This is a genomic window from Paenibacillus sp. 2KB_22, assembly GCF_052115745.1.
Classification (GTDB): domain Bacteria; phylum Bacillota; class Bacilli; order Paenibacillales; family Paenibacillaceae; genus Paenibacillus.
In genome coordinates this window covers 114,223-132,888 of sequence record NZ_JBFRHG010000009.1, presented here as the reverse complement: position 1 = coordinate 132,888, position 18,666 = coordinate 114,223, and the positions used below count along the sequence as shown (strand labels likewise).

The window sequence follows — 18,666 nt, the reverse complement described above, 5'->3', positions numbered from 1 at the left end:
GTTATATTGTATCTTGGCGTGAAAAATAGAATCGTGTCGATTCTGTCTTTGGATGTCGAATTGTAAACGCAGTGTAAAATCTTGACTTGAATTTACCATTATTCCAAATAATTAAGATTCATTTCAGATTAATGTGATAAGAATATAAAAAAGGATCACACCTTTTGTACAAACCATGAAACAAATATGATAAGATATCAAAGGTTGTCATTTCATGTTTCATCGGTTATCGGCAATTTTTTCCGTAAAGGGGATAGGGCTATGAAGCTTAAGAAGAAGAAGGATATATTTTTTGAGACACTGGAGAACATGGCAGATACGGTTGTTCAAGCGGCAGATTATTTCTCCCAGCATGTTTCCAACCTTCAGGATGTGACTCTTTTTGCCAATGAAATGAAGAAGTACGAGTCCCAATGTGATGACTATGTGCACACAATCATTACGGAACTCAACAAAACGTTTATCACGCCGATCGAACGCGATGATATTATGGAGCTGACAACAACACTTGATGACGTATTGGACGGACTCGAAGCAACGGCTTCCCGTTTCTATATGTACCAACTGACGGATCCTGACGAATATATCGTGCAATTTGCTGAAATTTTGCGCCAATCGGCTTACGAAATTCAGAAGGCTATTCATTTGCTGTCTCAGAAAAAATTGCTGGCGATTCGTGAGTACACGATTCGATTGAATGATCTGGAAAATCAGGGTGATGAAGTGTTGCGCATGTGTATCAAGAACCTTTTCGCTACCGTTCCTGATCCGATTGAATTGATCAAACGTAAGGAAATTTACGAACGTCTTGAGACAACAACGGATGCTTGTGAACACGTAGCAAATGTGCTCGAATCCATCATCATGCGTAATTCTTAAGGAGCCAGAGAATAATGGAAACAACGATTTGGGTATTAGGTATAGTCGTCTTCCTTGCACTGGCGTTTGACTTCATCAACGGTTTTCACGACACGGCCAATGCCATTGCAACTTCAGTATCGACACGGGCACTAACGCCACGTCGCGCGATCCTTTTGGCAGCGGTAATGAACTTTGTCGGTGCGATGATGTTTACAGGCGTTGCGAAGACGATTGGGGGGAGTGTAACCGACCCCACCACGCTAGATAACGGGATCGAGGTCGTCATAGTCACCTTGATCGCTGCGATTATCTGGAACCTGGTTACATGGTGGTTTGGTATTCCGTCTTCTTCATCACACGCATTGATTGGAGCCCTTGCTGGTGCCGTGCTCGTTGGCGCAGGTTCCGATAAAGTGAAGTGGAGCGGGTTCATTGATATTGTCGGAGGTTTGCTATTATCACCTCTAATCGCATTTGCCATCGGTTATGTGGTCATGACGATTCTCAAATACATTTTTGCCAAACGCAGTCCGCATAACGTGAATAAAGGTTTCCGTACGGTACAGATTTTCACGGCAGCACTGCAAGCTTTCACACATGGTACGAATGATGCACAGAAAGCGATGGGTATTATTACGTTTGCTTTGGTTGCAGCAGGTGTACAAGATCATCTGGAAGTGCCGCTGTGGGTTAAAATCTCAGCAGCAACCGCGATGGCTCTGGGTACATCCATTGGTGGTTGGAAAATCATCAAAACAATGGGTACAAAAATCTTTAAAATTGAACCAATTAACGGTTTTGCCGCCGATCTGTCAGCTGCTTCCGTTATTTTCACAGCAACGTTGCTTCACCTTCCAGTTAGTACAACGCACGCGATCACATCAGCTATTCTGGGTGTGGGTTCCGCAAAACGTTTCTCTGCTGTGAAATGGGGACTTGCTGGACGTATCATTATTACGTGGTTCATTACAATTCCAATTACTGCTGGACTGGCAGGATTGCTGTACTGGATTATTTTCTAAAAAGAGAAGTGATTCCGTACGAATCCGGGGTTACCAGACAAACTGTTCATAACTGTGTGAATATCGGGATATGTGGACAATTATACAACCAAAATCAAGAGACGCCTGTGCATGAACGTGTGGACAGGCTGGATATGTGGATAGCCATCCGTGGAATGATAAACCAAAAGAAGATATTCCTGTGGATACAGGGAACTGTGGATAGGGAAATGAGAGAAGCCAACAGGGTTGGCTTTTTTTGTTGTCGAGTTTGAAGGCATCTGTGGATATTTTGGACACGTGGGAGACGAGCCTATGGTTAACGTTGTACAATGACTTAAAGATACAGGACAAGGACGTGGTCTGATTTATGATTCGTACACTCGCCATTACACGAGAACATCAAGTCTCCGTGAACGTACCGCTTACACAGCTAGATCTGAACGATTACGCCTGGGTATGGGCAGATTTCAACCAGCCTACGGAAGAGGAAAGCCGTTTGCTGGATACATATTTTCATTTTCATCCCTTAGCTATTGAGGACTGTCTGCATGTGTTGCAGCGGCCGAAGCTTGATTATTATGAACATTTGCAGTTTCTTGTACTGCATGCACTGAACCCGTCCACACTGGAAGCCGAGGAGGTTGACTTGTTTCTCGGAGCGAACTTCCTTGTGTCTTTTCATCATGGTGTGTTGGAGGAAGTGGATGAAGCGTGGGATCGATTATTGCACCATGCACATGAGCGTACGATCTGGGCTCGTGGTCCAGTGGCAGCGGCCTATACGGTGATGGACAAGCTGGTCGATCATTATTTTCCGTCTCTATTTGCCATTGAGGATGAACTGGCTGAACTGGAGAACCGGGGTGGACAAGAGTCCGTTGAAGACCTGATGAACCAAGTGTTTGACCTGCGTAGCCGATTGTTGAAGCTCAGACGAACGGTTGTACCGATGCGGGATCTACTCTATCGAGTGGTGAACTCCCAGCATGTGCAGCGAACAGGCGAACATACAGCTTATTTTACAGATATCTATGACCATTTATTGAAGCTGACAGACATGATCGAAGCCGATCGGGAGATGACGGCCGACCTGCGGGATAGTTATATTTCCCTGAATTCCAACCGAATGAATCAGATTATGAAGACACTCACAGTGATTACGACTGTATTTATGCCGCTTACGCTGATCGCGGGTATTTATGGCATGAACTTTGCCTATATGCCTGAGCTTCAATGGAAGTTTGGGTATGGGGCGGTACTGCTATTGATGTTTGTGCTTGGCGGAAGTATGGTGGCCTGGTTTGTAAAGCGTGGATGGTTTAAGTAGAACGTGTTACATTTGGACAGCGGTGAGGGTGTGTTAGGGGACTTGCAGTTTGAACTACATATGCAAAAGGCCACTGGCCATGATCTCGGACAGAAATAACTGTAGGGAGATGATGTTTGCCAGGTGGCCTTTCTGATGCTGCTTAGATATACTAGAAATATTCTATCCACATGTGAATAAGTTGTCGTTGGAATGAGTTGTGTATAACTTGCGAATTATCCCTGTTCCTGCACTTCAAGGACAAACGAAGTCGTTGCTGCCGCTATACCATTCACTACAATCGTTAACGTATGTAGTCCAGCATAGTATTTTCTCGTTGTAATGATTTTGAATGACTGTTTGGTGGCAACCTTGGTTCTGCCTGTCGCGTACATTTTATCGGAGCATTTGAATCGTTTGGGAGCCTGTTTGCCGTTTGCTTTCATATAACCCATCTCATATTCGATTCTCAGCATCTGAGACTCGCCACTTTCATTGACCACATCAAACGAAAAATGAAGATCCTCGCCAATGGCAATCGTATCTTGGACAAGCTGAAGCTGCTCAATGTGAATGGAATCCTGCTCGTTATAACCAAAAAGACTTAGTGCTTTGCTATGTCCTTTCTTCAGTAAGGATCTGCTGGCATGCCGGACAATCCAGTCTGTGTGCGCATGTTGTCCGTACCAGGTCGTAACCAGATCCAGAACCAGTTCGGGGTGGTCCTTGGAGATGTCATTCAGATGATTGGCGACACTTTTACGAACATAGAGGGACTCGTCCTGTTTCAATGCATGCAGAATCGGAAGTACAGGTGTTGGATCAGTGATAAAGTTCTGTAGTTTGGCACCCCATGGCAAACGTGGTCGACTGCCCTCACTGGCAAGTCTGCGGATATGCTCATTGTCGCTATCTGCCCATGCCATCATATGTTTCATCGTTTGGATTGGATAATGTTTAATAAACGGGCGTACCGCGAACTCGGAGCTGGAATAGGGTGTGAAGAGGGCCAGATACTTCATGGATAACTCGTAATCCTCTGGGTCAAGTCCGTTCACTTCGATAAAATCCGGTACAAACAGATATTCAACACCTCTCATATTCGGAGCGGCTTGTTCGATAATATGTAATGCTTCCTCATAATTGTCGGGCAGCACTTCGGTCAACGCCAGTGTGATTCGGCGAATCCGTGCTTTGAATTCAAGCTGCTCCCAGCCCTCAGCGAAAACCAATTCATGAAATTGCTGTGTATCCAGCTTCGGGTAGAATTGATGTAATAGTTCGCCGGTCCGATCGATTAATGCGGGCGTGTATTTGTCTTTGAAAAGTTCCATGGTCCGCCTCCTTTAGTTACTATCCAGTATACCTCAAATTACAGAAATAAGAACATAAGTTCCTGAAATTTATTTATTTGTTGATGAACGGTGTTAAGGCACCCACCTTCTGTATGGGGGTGCCTGGATGAATTTAACGTTTGCGACTTTTGGGACGGCGCTTCGTGGAATTGGATTTGCGGCGGACTGGAGTCGTGTTGCGGCGACGTGGAGTACTCGTTTGTTTATTCGTCCGCTTGCGTTTCCGTCTCCGGGGCGGTGTATATTCTTCATAATCTGCATCAGCTGCGCTGTTATTCGATTTACCTTTTCCAAAAGGCAGAATGCCCATAACGAGTTTCATCATCGGAGCCATCTGCTGGATACCACCGACGACCTTCTGCATTTTGCCTATTCCACTCATGATTCCATCAATACCGCCGAAGCGGTCGATCATTCCTTTTAACTCACCGATGTTGGCTAATGAAAAACCGGAACTGCCCGTAGCAGGCGCCGGTACCGGAGCTGGGGCAACAACCTGGGCCGCACCTCCGTATAAGTTCCCTCCGGCCACACCTTGCCCATAGGGTACGACTGCAGATGCTTCGACTTCACCGAAGCCCGGGTAATGTGGTTCTACTCCAGGGTACATCGGTTGAATCTGAGTTTCATTTAGAGACCGCGGAACCACACCGGGTGGCATATAGGCGGAAGTATGTGCCTGCCGACGTGCATGAGAAGACGGACGCTGCCCTTGTGCTGGCTGGCGGTGATAATAATGCTGTGGCATGAACGATCACGTTCCTTCTATTGGATTTCGGAATTGCGTTCCACATGTTTCATGACAGATGTACATCATATACGGTAGTGGAACTCCCTTTTGTTATACTGTATGTCATTCGCGGAGAGACGGCGTAGGCGGGTATCCCGGAAAACGGGATATTTGCGGATTTGGGCGCATGGCATGATGGCAGGTTCCCGAAGAGTAAAATGCAGTTTAGACACAGAACTGTCACATTTTAGCGGGTTATAATCCTACATAAGTAATCGGATATATACAGGTGAAAACTGGGAAATAGCGCGGTAATTTCGTCTGATGTGCGCGAGTGGAGGACAATAGTACCTTTTGTAAGCGGTAACATGTATTTTTATTCTGTAGTGCGTGAAATCGGTAACGCTTGAAATACCAACTCAGTGTGAGTACAATGTAGGTACACAGTAACCGCTAGGGGATGATGATGAAATGCAGCTGAAAAAGCTAAATGATAAAAGCATTGAACAACTATTTGAGGCTATTTTGACGTTAAAAGATATTGAAGAGTGTTATGTTTTCTTTGATGACCTCTGCACAGTAAACGAGATCCAGTCCATGTCCCAGCGGCTGGAAGTGGCTCGTATGTTGGGTAAAGGCAATACGTATAACCAGATCGAAGCAGAGACAGGTGCAAGTACAGCTACAATTTCACGTGTGAAACGCTGCCTGAATTACGGCAATGATGGTTATAAAATGACGCTGGAACGCCTGGGACGCTAACATGAAGAAGCCGGGTGTACTCATCATCAGTCACGGTTCTCAGGAGCAGACCTGGGTGGAATCTGTCGATGACGCGATCTCCCGGTTGAATCTGCCTATTCCATTACCCGTTGAAGCCGGTTTTCTTGAACTAGTGGAAGGACGCCTGATTCAGGACGGTATCGACCGACTGGAAGCACAAGGCGTAACCGATATTCTGGTCGTACCTCTGTTCGTTTCGTCCGGGAGTACACATGTGGATGAAATTGAATATGCTATCGGTGCGAAGGAAACACCTGATCGCGAAACGGATCTGGAGCCGTTCCATGTGAAGGCGCGGGTTCACTTCGGTTATCCAGTGGATAACGATCCGGATATTGCCGTGATGGTGTGGGACAAAGTCCGATTACTGTCGCAGCAACCGGAGGAGGAAACGATTCTGCTTGTTGGACATGGGAGTATTCATGATGGTTTTCGCGAGCGTTGGGAAGCCGGAATTTCTTCCCTTGCAGAGCTTGTGCAGGAAGTTAGTGGTGTAGCCCATACGGATTATGCGTTGCTGAATCCGGAGAGTGTGTACGACAAAGTGAAGTACTGGAGCGAAGAGCGGGGGAAACGAGTCATTGTGGCGCCGCTGTTTTTGAGTGCCGGTTATTTCACGAGGAACGTAATCCCGGACCGGCTGAAGGAACTGAATTATAAGTATAGTGGTGAGACGCTGCTGCCACATCCATTGCTTGGGCAGTGGCTGGAGCGCCAGATTCAGATTTTGTTGGATAGATGTAATGAGGTTAAAGTTTCTTTTTGAAGTGATCGCTTTAACATAGGTGCATAATTGCATCGCTCGCAGTAATGTCGTCAACAGTTGATTTGAATTCCATAGCTCATAAACACAAAATAACCACGTCCAAGGACGTGGTTTTTTGTTTGTTGTTGATCACTCAAACACTCGAACGAGGAACAGTTTACCCGCTTATGGGAGCGTGCAAACTGAGATGTAGTTCCAGTAGATCTATTAATTGGTCAACAATCTCCTCGGCCGGATAAGGCATGGAATTCATAATCCACCACTCCAGGAGACCGACTGCAGCGGAAGCAAGAAATTGTATGGTAACCTCTTTCTTCATACCTTCCTGAATGCCACAAGCATCCATCTGCTCCTGTACTCCTTGGATCAACAATGTCATCAACTTACTACGGAACGCTGGAATACCTTTTTTAGTTAGAAGTGTGGTATAGGTCGTGGCATGCTGTTCCAGATATCGGAAGGTCCGAAGAAGTGCATCCTTGGCCGTAACGGATGTTGGAGTAGGGCTTTCGATCATACAGGCCTCCAACAAGTGCTGCAAATAAGTCTCAATGCATTGATCCAACAGGTCGAACTTATCAGCGTAATGCAAATAGATGGTTCCTCGGTTTACATTCGCCCGATCAGCAATATCGTTTATCGTAATTTGCTCAAACTCCTGTTCCTCCAATAACCCGACAAAAGCTTCGATTATCGCCTTTCGTGTCTTGAGTACTCGTCTGTCCATGGCCCCTCCTATGATGGTTTTCAACAATAAGGAATCATTCGTTGATTATTCAACAAATGCGGATATTTTAACGATTGAAGCACAGTAGGTGCTTTGTTACTCTTATTTTATCAACAAATGTTGATAAAACAACGATTATTTATAAAATATGAAATTGAGGGATAACCAATGAAAATATTAGTGTATGGTGCGGGGGTTCTGGGGAGTCAACTGGCGCACGTACTGGTGCGCGGTGGCAATGATGTCACTGTTCTGGCTAGAGGGAAGCGAGCAGAGGAGTTGGAGAAGGATGGAGTCGTCATCCGGCATATGTTTCAATTCAAAACGACAGTTGATCCGGTTCGGGTAACCAGAACGTTGGAAGTGGATGACCAATATGATCTTATTTTTGTTGTGATGAAATATAACGATTTTCCTTCTGTGTTACCTATTCTTGCAGACAATCAGAGCAGCAATATCGTGATTGTGGGAAACAACGCAGATGCACGAAGCATGCAGAACTTTTTGGAGGCAAACAGCAAGGTGGCAAAACAGGTCGCGTTTGGATTCCAGGTGAGTGGAGGTAAGAGGGAAAAGGACCGCATGTTATCGATTGGTGGAGGGAACGGACAAATGGTGATTGGCAGTCTGGACGGTGATATCAACTTTAAACCTTTGCTGGATCAAGCTTTCCAACATGTGAAATACAAGTTGAATGATCTGAGCGATATTGATGCCTGGCTGAAAAGCCATATTGTGCCCATTCTGATGCTGAATGCAGTGAGCTTTAATGAGAAGCGTGAGTTGATCAAGTTGGACGGGAACAGAAAGCAAATTCAACATATGATTAGGGCGATGGATGAGGGCTTCAGCGTGCTTGAGGCGATGGGCATAACGATTATACCGGAGATTCAGGCTAAAATGATTCGTAAGCATCAACGGACGTTGTACCTTCTGTTGAAGATCTATAGTATGCTTCCGGTTCATAAGCTGGTCGCGGGTTCTTTTGGAGAGATCGAGCTGTTAAATCAGGCATTTACCGATTGGAAAAAGACAACAGGCATCCCGACACCCCATTGGGACGTGCTAAAAAGAGATTTTACTCCCCTTAAATAAAGTGTACTCTTGCTCATTAACCCAATACCGACTACAATAAAACCAACTAATAAAATGGGGATAAGGTGATATTCTGATGCGAGAAGTGCCCATGCGCTATGTGAAAGCGAATCAGGTCGGTATTGTATTGTTTGTTCTACTTTCGTTTGTGTTCAATCCACTTGTAGTTCTGGGCGTGCTGTGGAGTATTCAGGTGGTTGGTCTGGCTTCCGGTGGAAAGCTTAATCTGTTTGTGCAAATTGGGAAAGTTGTGTTGAATGGTAAAGGGACAGAAATGCAGGCGGTGGAGCTGCAGCGATTCAACAATATTCTGGCCGTGCTCTTCCTGTCTCTGGCACTCATTTCGTTCTCACTCGGTTGGACGGTCGCAGGTTATCTATTCGCTGTGATGCTTCTTGCAGCTGCAAGTGCCGCCCTGGTGGGCTATTGTGTGGGCTGCACCGTATATTTCTGGTACAAACAGCTGCGCGCAGGCAGAAAAATCGGATTTTGAGGTTGGCTGAAGCGTGATACGATAATAAAACAACCTGATCTTAGAGTAAGGATTTCGACGGGCGATGTTCCGAGGAGCTTTCTAACGGTAAGTGTTTAACTGAAAAATCTATAGCTATCGGTTCACGATCACTTCATCATGAAATCCCCCTCAAGTGAACTGTTCACTTGAAGGGGATTTTTTTTTACCTAAACCAAGCCTTGTTCAGATTGTTCGTGAAATTATTATCGTTAAAAGGTACGTTGGCGCTGCCAAAGTCCGTAGTATTGAGCGCATTTCGTGCCGCAGAAGTCAGGTCGTCCCATCCGATTAAAGGTTGTGTTCCCCCAACAGTGTTGGTAACGCCAAGCTCATGGTTTAGCGGCCAGGTACTATTATAGGAAATCAACGGACGGTTACCTTGTGTATTGGTATTGCTTGGTGTGATGTTGGTGAACTGTCCGTGACCGGAATAGGCGATGGAGAGGATCTGGGGATTGGCTACTGCCGGATTATCTACCCACACGACGATACCTTCCCAATCATGACGATGGCCGAGTCCGGAGGAAGGGGAGTCTTTGGGAAAATACCACGAATACATGATGGCCCACACCCCATTGTGCCAGGCGGAGCGGGAGTAGATCTGCCCTGTACTTGAGCTACAGTTTCCATTCGATGAGCCGGACGTATTCAAGCCAGCACTGGTATTGCCCTGTTGATCCACTGCGGGGAAAGGTACACAACCATGATAGACTTTCAGAAAAGGCTGAAAACGCTTGGCTGCTTGTTGCATTACGGTGACTGGTGAGATTTCCTGAAATCCGATAACCTGATCATGGTTAATTTCTGCTGCTTCAACAACGGTGACCCAAGGAATACATGCCATAAGAAAAACCAGAAGCATTAACACGATTTTTTTCATTCATAATTCTCCTTTAAGGGTATGATGTGGTGTTAAGTTGAGGGTGCACTAAGACTATATTGGAAAAAGGTTTATATTATTTATCTTTTCATCTTAAGATTTGTAAATTTGTAGCATATCCATGTCAAAATCAGATGAAGGTACCGAAACCGAAGACTAATTCCTGCCCAAGCGGGCAGAATGGTTGAATAATGAGACTATTTTACATAAAAGGTAGTGGGAAAGATTCAGGACTGGTGCATGATGTTTATTGGGTTATAGATGGATTAGTGGGTACATATATGAAAAAATATACTTATAGATTACAGGCTAGGACATCTTTACATTTGATGATATGATAGGAGTTAAAGGCTTTGGAATGAGACGGAATTCCTGATGCATAGATATAGGTAAGACGAAAGATTAGAGCAGAATGAACGGAAGTTCATCATTGTGTAAAAAATATGTCCTGTTGTGGACGGGTGCAAGGTAAGATTATGAGGTCGTTCAGACTCATGGATAATGTGGAATAGGTGGCGTATGAGATGAAAAAAGCTCGCTTAATATATAATCCGACCTCAGGCCGGGAAGAAATGAAGAAACGTCTGGCTGATATTTTGCAGCGTTTGGATCAAGGTGGTATTGAAGCTTCATGTCATGCAACAACGGGCGAAGGTGATGCAACCCGCGAAGCTGAACTCGCGATTGAACGCGGCTATGACATGATTATTGCTGCTGGTGGAGATGGCACGTTGTACGAAGTGATTAACGGTATGGCCGAGCGGGAGAACCGTCCTCCGCTGGGTGTGTTTCCTTTGGGAACGACAAATGATTTTGCGCGTGCACTGGGCATTCCGAGACAGTGGGAAGATTACGTGGATCTGGTCATTAACCAGCAGCTTCGTCCGCTTGATCTGGGCAAAGCGAATGATAAATATTTTATCAATATCGCCGGTGGCGGATCATTAACTGAACTGACCTATGAAGTACCGAGTCGTCTGAAAACGATGATTGGGCAACTGGCCTATTATATGAAGGGTATTGAGAAAATGGCGAGCCTGTCTCCTCAGGAACTGATTATTCGCGCCGACGGTCAGGAAGAGATTCATGATGAGTTCATGTTATTCCTCATCGCCAATACCAATTCGGTCGGGGGCTTCGAGAAGTTGGCTCCGGGTGCAACCATTGATGATGGTCTGTTCGATGTGATCGGTGTCCGCAAATGTAATCTGGCTGACATGATCCGACTCGTCACGCTCGCGCTGCGTGGGGAGCATCTGAACGACAAGAAAGTGGTTCATTTCCAGACGAGTCATATGGAAGTTACCTCGCCGGGTTATGTGCAACTGAACCTAGATGGAGAGTTGGGCGGCACGCTGCCAGCTACATTTACGAACCTTAAGCATCATCTGCAATTGTATCGTTAAGAATGTGGGTGCTGGGGGCAATATGGGTCGCTTACGAAAAGCAATGTTGATCGCCTCAGAAAAGCAATGCTGCAGCAGCAGTGGTTGCACATTATCTCATAACTGTTGAGGAGAGTTGGATTCAACTCTGTGGTAAGGCAAGATGGAAGTGGATTTTCCAGTTGCCGTGTAGGGTGGGATCGCGTATAATCTCATGTGGTCACCGTGCGTTGAGCTTAACGAACTTAGGAAGCCTTAATGTGGCGAATTCACCGAAGTTGCGAATCTAACGAATCTCAACGTCGTTATTTTGGAGAAAATGATCTAATAAGGTCGTAAAACACCATCCGAGGTTGATATAACGTTTCTGAAGTTCATTAGAAATTCGGAACGTTATTTTTGATGTGAATAAGGTGTGCCAGATTCGTTAGAATCAGGAACAAAATGAAAAATAAGATTTCTCCCTCGCCTGCATAGGCAGAGTACTATATAAGAAGAAAGAAGTGAATGTACGTTGTCTAATACGAACCGCAGCGGTCGTGGAAAAAACCGCCGGAATTCGGCTGCCTCTCAGGGGCAAGGGAACGCTTCAGCGTCCCGTCAGCCAAGTCAATCATCTCGTCCATCATCACGTCAGCAAGGAAAAGAGGTGCGACCACAAGGCGCATCTCTTTCTGCCGTTCGTCCAAAGGGGAGAACGCGTGAATCTGCACCAATCGAAGGGCTGCCCGTTAGCAAAAATGAAGAGACTGTCATCGACATCATTGGGATGAACCATGACGGTGAGGGCGTAGGTCGCGCGAATGGATACACGCTCTTCGTACAGGGTGCGCTTCCGGGTGAAACTGTGCGTGTACGCGTGATGAAGACCAAGAAGCAGTATGGCTACGCCAAACTGCTGGAGATCGTGAAGGCCAGCCCGGATCGTGTATCCGCGCCTTGCCCGATCTATGATCAGTGCGGAGGCTGCCAGATCCAGCATATGAGCTATGCCGGACAGCTTGCGTGGAAACGCCAGTTGGTAGTCGATAATTTGCAGCGGATTGGCAAGTTGAACGTGATGGTGGAGGATGCAGAGACGTTGGCATCCAATGTGCAGGATGATAAAGAGGGAGCCGAACAGCGTGTGCAGGATGACGCTTCAGTTGGTGAGGCGAATCAGACAACTGAACTGGCTACTTCTGAAGTGCAAATGATCGGCAGCAATCGCATTCGCCTTCGTCTCGAAGGTGTCATGAACGAAGAAGATACGGAGCAGGGCATTCGCGTACTGCCTACGATGGGCATGGACGAGCCATGGCGCTATCGCAACAAGGCACAGGTGCCGATTGGAGCAGCCGAGGGTGGCTTGGTAGGTGGATTTTACGCCAAAGGAAGCCATCGGATCATCGATATGGAGAGCTGTCTCATTCAGCATGAGCACAATGACGAAGTGGTTGCGAAGGTGAAAGAGATCGGCAGTCATTTTGGAATCAGTGCATATAACGAAGAGACAGGTCGCGGCCTGCTGCGCCATGTGGTCGTGAAGAAGGCGTTCCGTACAGGCGAAATGATGCTTGTTCTGGTTACGAATGGTCGAGACATTCCGTACAAAGACGAATGGATTGGCAGTATCCGTGAAGCCATTCCGCATGTGGCGAGCATCTGCCAGAACGTGAACAAGAAACAGACCAACGTTATCTTTGGCGATGAGACCCGCGTTCTCTGGGGACGTGATGTAATCTATGACTTTATTGGCGATGTGCAGTTTGCGATCTCTCCGCGTTCGTTCTACCAGGTGAATCCTGTGCAGACGGAAGTACTGTACGGGAAAACGGTAGAGTACGCCGGGCTGACCGGCAAAGAAACCGTAATTGATGCCTATTGCGGCATCGGTACAATTTCTCTTTTCCTGGCGCAACATGCGGATCAGGTGTATGGTGTGGAGATCGTGCCCGAAGCGATTGAGGATGCTCGCAGCAATGCGCTCTTGAACGAGATGCGTAACGTGAAGTTTGAAGTTGGCGCATCCGAGGACGTTATTCCACGCTGGAAAGAACAAGGCATCGAAGCAGACGTGATCGTTGTAGATCCACCGCGGAAGGGCTGCGATCCACGTTTGCTGGAAACGATTCTGGAAATGAAGCCGGAACGTGTGGTGTATGTGAGTTGTAATCCGAGCACGTTGGCACGGGATCTTCGTGTGCTTGAGGATGGTGGGTATCGCACGGTTGAGGTAACGCCGGTGGATATGTTCCCGCATACGGTGCATGTGGAGTCGGTGGCGATGCTCAAATGGAAGGGGCAGGACTAATTCCTACGCCTCTCGTTGTTCCAACTTCCTTATGGATTGAGGACGGGAAATATGTAATCTATGGCTTTGATTGAACCGTCTTTAATAACTTCAATTTTTTATATAAGTCTTTATGTGCCTGCTTAAAGACTTGTTGACCTTCAATTTGAAGTTCGGTGAAGCGGGATAATTGCTTTATATAGGCACGGAGTTGTTCTTCCGTGTCTTTTTTTGTACCTGTAATACTAGGAACAGCCAGATGACAATGGAATTCCAGAGGGCATCAACGGGCTTTTCGAAACTGTTGACAATTGGCATATATGTAATTATATTTAATATATCAGGCGCTTGGTGCTGTAAATCCTACTAGTGTAAACGCTCCCAAGCAAAACTTTACGCAATATAGTTCAATTCCGCCGAGGAAGAAAATGGAGATTTGATGGTGTACTTATTCCCGGTTTTGTACACGCACTGTCCATTTACGAGTGACATTCATCGTAGTTTTGTAGAGCATTTTCAGCAACGCTTCATTGCTTGGGAAAATGCTTTTTTTCTTTAGGCTTTGCGATGTTGACGAAGGAACCCTCAAGTATTTCCGTCGTTGTACTCTTCGCGTCAAGCTTTTTATGTCCTGCATCGTGTCATACTCCGCCTCCAGCATGAATTGCAGAATCTCTGCATACAACTATGCAAACAACTCTTTCAGTGCAAATTCACCTTGTCCATCGTTATGGACTTATTCTTCTTCACAATCACTTTCACTTGCTCATCACGTATACTATCCTCTTTAATCAGCCTTTCTAAAGATTATCTAACGGGGGAATATGATGTCTAAATCAATAGAATTGATCTTGAAAGATGAAATTTTTGCTGAGCTGGACATCGAGTATCCGGAAGACCACGATACCCGTTTGTTGGACCAAGGGATCGATTCAGTAGGGTTCATCAAGCTTATTGTTTTAGTGGAATCGAAGTTTAACATCTCGATCCCTGATGAAGATCTGTTATTTGAGAAGTTCTCCACGGCTGGATTAATCCTTAATTATTTGACTGAGAAAACGCTATGATGACTATCATTCAGCGTCTATTTCTGGAGGCCTCTGATCGCCAAGATCATATTATTCTTGAAGATCTAAAGCAGCAATGGACTTACGCAGAGGTGATGACAGAAGCATATTTGATTGCTTTATACATCCATAAGAATTTTGAGCTTGAGTCCGGAAGTCATCTTGCATTATACACAAATAATGAGCCCTTGTTCATTTTTGCGGCGCTTGGCATTCAATTCTGCGGTTTTGTGTTAGTACCGGTTCCTTATTCGGCATCCAATACTGAAATTGAAAATATTTTAAATGCCAGTGACGCCAAATTGGTTATCAGCAAATCTGCACAGCCTGCGCATTTAAATTGCGACATTCCTTGGGTTACCGCTCAGGATATATCGCAAGAACCAATGCCTGCGTTCGAATCGATCTCGTTAACCAATCAGTCCGATCCCAATCAATGTGCGATTCTCCTTCCTACATCAGGCACAACCGGAAAATCTAAAATCGTTATGTTATCCCATTGGAATGTATTAACGAATGCGTTGGCACATGGCGGAAAGGTGGGGTATACGGATCAAGATTCGTTTCTTGTAACGATGCCCGTTCATTTCAGTTCTACGATTGTCACGCAATTGATTTCTTGCATGTTATATGGAACCCGAATTAAACTTATCAGCTTGCCTTTGCTGCCGCGCACAGCGTTTAAACTGTTTCAGAATAAGGCGGTCACGGCATTCTCAGCGGTGCCTACGCAATTGATGCACTTTGTTTCCGATTTCCATCAGACAAAGAACTGGAGTGCCTTTGATTCAATTGAATTTATTGTAATTAGCGGTGCGGCGATTCCCGCGAAATTAGTAGACCATCTTCAGACTGTATTTCCTCACTCGGACATTATTCAAACCTATGGACTGACCGAAGCTTCTCCGCGGGTGAGCATGATGGAACGGGGAGAGCGCAGCTTATCCTGTGGATCACCCATCAATGACGTTTCTATTCGTCTTGTTGACGAAGAAGAGAATGAGGTTGAAGGAGCAGCGATCGGAGAAATTTGGGTCAAGGGCCCGAATGTGATGCTCGGTTATTACAAAAACCAGGAGTTAACGAACGCTACCATTGTTGATGGTTGGTTAAAGACAGGAGATTTGGGATATTGGAATGAATCAGGGTGTCTTATACTCACAGGCCGAAAGAAGAATATCATTATATCCGGCGGTATCAATATCTATCCGGAAGAAATCGAGGAATTTTTGTACGGCTTGAAAGAAGTGGAGGAGGTCATGGTTATTGGTGTACACGATGATCTGTTAGGCGAAGTACCCATCGCATTTCTGAAAGTCTTTAATAATTGCCTGGTTGATATGGATGCACTAACACGACATTGCAAATTGCATTTGTCATCGTATAAAGTGCCTAGACAATGGAGGATTATAGATAACATTCCAAAAACAAAGACAGGAAAACTGGACAGGGCAAGTACGAAGCGCTTATTGCTAAATGAGATATACTGATTCGGAATCCTTAAGCCATTTAACCAAATAACCAGGGGTGAACGAAGGTTGAAGAATTCAACTCAAACATTGGGCAGAAAAATATTGCCGGTCAGTTATCCGATGATTACAACCTATACACAACATGCTCATCTCTTGTCCATACTTACCCATTACGAGTGCGCACACCCATGGATATATAGCAATTATATTCAATTATTTATTAACAAAGATTATAAACATCATTGGGGAGATTTTTATTTCCCTCTGACTTATGAGCTGCGGCCTTCGGATGCGTGCAAATGGATCACTACTCAAAAGATACATAGAGATACGGTAACAACGAAATGGGAGTCTGTTATTGATTTTATTGTAGAAAATATTAATGCTAATAACTATGTCCACACCATGATCAATTATTTCTACGTGCCCTTAAGCGATCGCTACAATAAACTTCAATTGCATCATGACATATTTGTCTACGGCTATGATCTGGATAGAGAGATATTGTATGTTTCCGATTTTTTTAAGAACGGGGTGTATAGTCAGGCTGAGATATCATTTAATGATTTCAATCTTGCGTTCGACAAGAATCATCTAACAACGAATCATGATTATCTAAAAGAAATGGTTTATCTGTATACGTTCAATGATCAATATCAGGATAAATTCAGTGCAGATACCCTAGTGAATTCGATAAGAAATTATTTCACTAAGAAAACGCCGGAGTATTGGGAGATGTTTAACTACGGGGGCGACAGGCATAATCTTGACTTCGGCATGCAAATATACACAACTCTATATAATTATGTGAAAGAGACATCGGAACATAAGGCTATGCTTGATATAAGACCCTTACATTTACTTTATGATCATAAGAAGATGATGACGCTAAGACTCAAGTACTTGTACGATAATCGGCATTTAATTGAATTAAATCAAGAGCATATAGATGAATTCACAGCCATAGAACTTAAAGCAAAGATACTTGTGAATCTAGCGATTAAATATAATTTGACAAAGGATACGAGTATTTCCGAAAGCTTACAAACGCTGATTACGAATATAGAAAATGAAGAATCCATATTCCTTGAACGATGGCTGAAGAAGGTAGACATTCAGTAATGTTGAGGGAGCAGATGATCTCAGTTGTGGATATCTCTTCTTGCACCCGAATAGAAGCCTTAGCCCGAAGCCCGTGGTGATCCGGGCATATTTATGGAGGGAGTGATGCCGGGATTATAATCGTTGCGATACAGCGTAGGGAGTAAGCCAAACCGTTGCTCTTGTCTTAAAAATTCCGTTTGCTGACAGCCTATCGCCTTCTTGTCTTTCAACGATCCGCACTGCTTCGAGCGCTTTTTTCCGGCACAACCACAGCGAATCAGCTCACCTCAAGAATCTCTCCTTTTATTTGACCCGACATCTTGTGATTCATGCATAGAATTATACCTGTTCGATTGAATTAATAGTGGTTTCACAAACCTTAAGCAAGGGTGGGGATCATAATATTCATTGTATTAACAGGAGTCGCAGGCTTCATCGGTTCCAACCTTGCCGAGAGGCTGCTGCGGGAAGGCCATACCGTTATCGGCGTCGATAATTTTCTGACCGGGTCTACTGCCAACATAGACAATCTCTTACGGTCGCCAAATTTCAAGTTTATCGAGCATAACGTCATTTATCCGCTCGCAATTGAAGGCCCTGTCGATTGGGTGATGCATTTTGCAAGTCCTGCCAGTCCGCCCAAATATTTGTCCTATCCGATCGAAACGATGAGGGTCAACAGCGAAGGGACGATGCATCTGCTGTATCTGGCCAAAGAAAAGCAGGCTGCTTTCTTCTTGGCTTCAACAAGCGAGATCTACGGTAACCCAACTGTTCACCCTCAGCCGGAGAGCTACTATGGCAACGTGAATTCGGTTGGAGCAAGAAGCTGCTACAACGAAGGGAAGCGGTATGCAGAGGCGATCACCTACTGGATGAACAGGAAATACGGTATACCGGTAAGGGTCATTCGGATCTTCAATACATTCGGCCCGAAGATGGATTTACATGACGGACGCGTCATTACCAATTTCATTAATGAAATCATGTCCAAGCAAAACCTTACGATTTATGGCGACGGCAGACAGACGAGAAGCTTTCAGTATATCGACGATTTGCTGGAAGGGATTGTGAGACTGATGAGCACCACGTATGAGCAGCCAGTCAATTTGGGGAATCCGGAGGAAGTCACCATACTTGAAGTCGCCCAAATATTGAAGGAGCTAATGATGTCCAACGCGCAGTTAGAGTTTCTCCCGCTGCCGGAAGATGATCCAAGGAGAAGGAAGCCGGATATTACCATTTCAAGGACGATTATGGACTGGGAACCGGCGATCAGTTTGCATGATGCACTCGCTAGAACGATCCATTATTACCAGGGTCAATATATCCATTAAACGGGAGG

17 protein-coding genes are annotated in these 18,666 nt (G+C 45.2%); 13 read left to right on the top strand and 4 right to left on the bottom strand.

All coding sequences use genetic code 11. The annotated features are described in order from the left end of the window. Positions 1-261: 261 nt before the first annotated feature. The 3 genes from AB4111_RS28860 (at position 262) to corA (ending at position 3,192) form a co-directional block, all read left to right on the top strand. On the top strand, positions 262-879 hold the full coding sequence (locus tag AB4111_RS28860; RefSeq protein ID WP_062836231.1) for a DUF47 domain-containing protein: 618 nt from the start codon (positions 262-264) through the stop codon (positions 877-879). A 14-nt stretch (positions 880-893) separates the two neighbouring features. Beyond that, positions 894-1,883, top strand: a complete 990-nt coding sequence (locus AB4111_RS28855; protein WP_062836232.1) for an inorganic phosphate transporter — start codon at positions 894-896, stop codon at positions 1,881-1,883. 349 nt (positions 1,884-2,232) lie between these two features. Then, positions 2,233-3,192: a magnesium/cobalt transporter CorA gene (gene corA, locus AB4111_RS28850; protein WP_253430100.1), complete on the top strand. Its 960-nt coding sequence runs from the start codon at positions 2,233-2,235 to the stop codon at positions 3,190-3,192. Between the two features lie 215 nt (positions 3,193-3,407). On the opposite strand, the gene AB4111_RS28845 is transcribed toward corA, so the two are convergent. After that, complete coding sequence (locus AB4111_RS28845) at positions 3,408-4,505, bottom strand: DNA alkylation repair protein (RefSeq protein ID WP_442034654.1); 1,098 nt, start codon at positions 4,503-4,505, stop codon at positions 3,408-3,410. Between the two features lie 133 nt (positions 4,506-4,638). Further along, a complete protein-coding gene (locus AB4111_RS28840; protein ID WP_442034652.1) occupies positions 4,639-5,274 on the bottom strand; it encodes a tyrosine protein kinase in 636 nt (211 codons plus the stop codon). A 453-nt stretch (positions 5,275-5,727) separates the two neighbouring features. Here AB4111_RS28840 and AB4111_RS28835 point away from each other — a divergent pair, with 453 nt between their 5' ends. Together AB4111_RS28835 and AB4111_RS28830 are read left to right on the top strand one after the other, a co-directional pair. Next, complete coding sequence (locus AB4111_RS28835; RefSeq protein WP_017690665.1) at positions 5,728-6,018, top strand: YerC/YecD family TrpR-related protein; 291 nt, start codon at positions 5,728-5,730, stop codon at positions 6,016-6,018. A gap of 1 nt (position 6,019) precedes the next feature. Next, on the top strand, positions 6,020-6,805 hold the full coding sequence (locus tag AB4111_RS28830) for a sirohydrochlorin chelatase (RefSeq protein ID WP_442034650.1): 786 nt from the start codon (positions 6,020-6,022) through the stop codon (positions 6,803-6,805). A gap of 157 nt (positions 6,806-6,962) precedes the next feature. On the opposite strand, the gene AB4111_RS28825 is transcribed toward AB4111_RS28830, so the two are convergent. Continuing rightward, on the bottom strand, positions 6,963-7,532 hold the full coding sequence (locus AB4111_RS28825; RefSeq protein ID WP_442034648.1) for a TetR/AcrR family transcriptional regulator: 570 nt from the start codon (positions 7,530-7,532) through the stop codon (positions 6,963-6,965). A gap of 168 nt (positions 7,533-7,700) precedes the next feature. Between AB4111_RS28825 and AB4111_RS28820 the strand changes: the two genes are divergently transcribed. Continuing rightward, positions 7,701-8,627: a ketopantoate reductase family protein gene (locus AB4111_RS28820; protein ID WP_442034646.1), complete on the top strand. Its 927-nt coding sequence runs from the start codon at positions 7,701-7,703 to the stop codon at positions 8,625-8,627. A gap of 76 nt (positions 8,628-8,703) precedes the next feature. Continuing rightward, the gene (locus AB4111_RS28815; RefSeq protein WP_442034644.1) at positions 8,704-9,120 is read left to right on the top strand and encodes a DUF4395 domain-containing protein; all 417 of its coding nucleotides are present in this window, start codon (positions 8,704-8,706) and stop codon (positions 9,118-9,120) included. Positions 9,121-9,304: 184 nt separating this feature from the next. Here the strand turns inward: AB4111_RS28815 and AB4111_RS28810 are convergent, their stop codons facing one another. Continuing rightward, positions 9,305-10,021 carry an NPP1 family protein gene (locus tag AB4111_RS28810; protein ID WP_442034642.1) on the bottom strand — a complete coding sequence of 239 codons (717 nt, stop codon included), beginning with the start codon at positions 10,019-10,021 and terminating at the stop codon, positions 9,305-9,307. A 524-nt stretch (positions 10,022-10,545) separates the two neighbouring features. Here AB4111_RS28810 and AB4111_RS28805 point away from each other — a divergent pair. From AB4111_RS28805 to AB4111_RS28780, 6 genes are all read left to right on the top strand, one after another. Then, the gene (locus AB4111_RS28805; protein ID WP_074093499.1) at positions 10,546-11,427 is read left to right on the top strand and encodes a diacylglycerol kinase; all 882 of its coding nucleotides are present in this window, start codon (positions 10,546-10,548) and stop codon (positions 11,425-11,427) included. A gap of 493 nt (positions 11,428-11,920) precedes the next feature. Continuing rightward, positions 11,921-13,699, top strand: coding sequence for a 23S rRNA (uracil(1939)-C(5))-methyltransferase RlmD (gene rlmD / locus AB4111_RS28800; protein ID WP_442034640.1), 1,779 nt, complete (start codon positions 11,921-11,923; stop codon positions 13,697-13,699). An 806-nt stretch (positions 13,700-14,505) separates the two neighbouring features. Beyond that, positions 14,506-14,745, top strand: a complete 240-nt coding sequence (locus tag AB4111_RS28795) for an acyl carrier protein (protein ID WP_442034638.1) — start codon at positions 14,506-14,508, stop codon at positions 14,743-14,745. Next, a complete protein-coding gene (locus tag AB4111_RS28790; RefSeq protein WP_442034636.1) occupies positions 14,742-16,235 on the top strand; it encodes a class I adenylate-forming enzyme family protein in 1,494 nt (497 codons plus the stop codon). The genes AB4111_RS28795 and AB4111_RS28790 overlap by 4 nt, the downstream gene beginning before the upstream one ends. A gap of 48 nt (positions 16,236-16,283) precedes the next feature. Then, on the top strand, positions 16,284-17,339 hold the full coding sequence (locus tag AB4111_RS28785; RefSeq protein WP_442034634.1) for a hypothetical protein: 1,056 nt from the start codon (positions 16,284-16,286) through the stop codon (positions 17,337-17,339). A 371-nt stretch (positions 17,340-17,710) separates the two neighbouring features. Then, positions 17,711-18,658 (top strand): NAD-dependent epimerase/dehydratase family protein, encoded by a 948-nt coding sequence (locus tag AB4111_RS28780; RefSeq protein WP_442034632.1) that lies wholly within the window; start codon positions 17,711-17,713, stop codon positions 18,656-18,658. Positions 18,659-18,666: the final 8 nt, after the last annotated feature.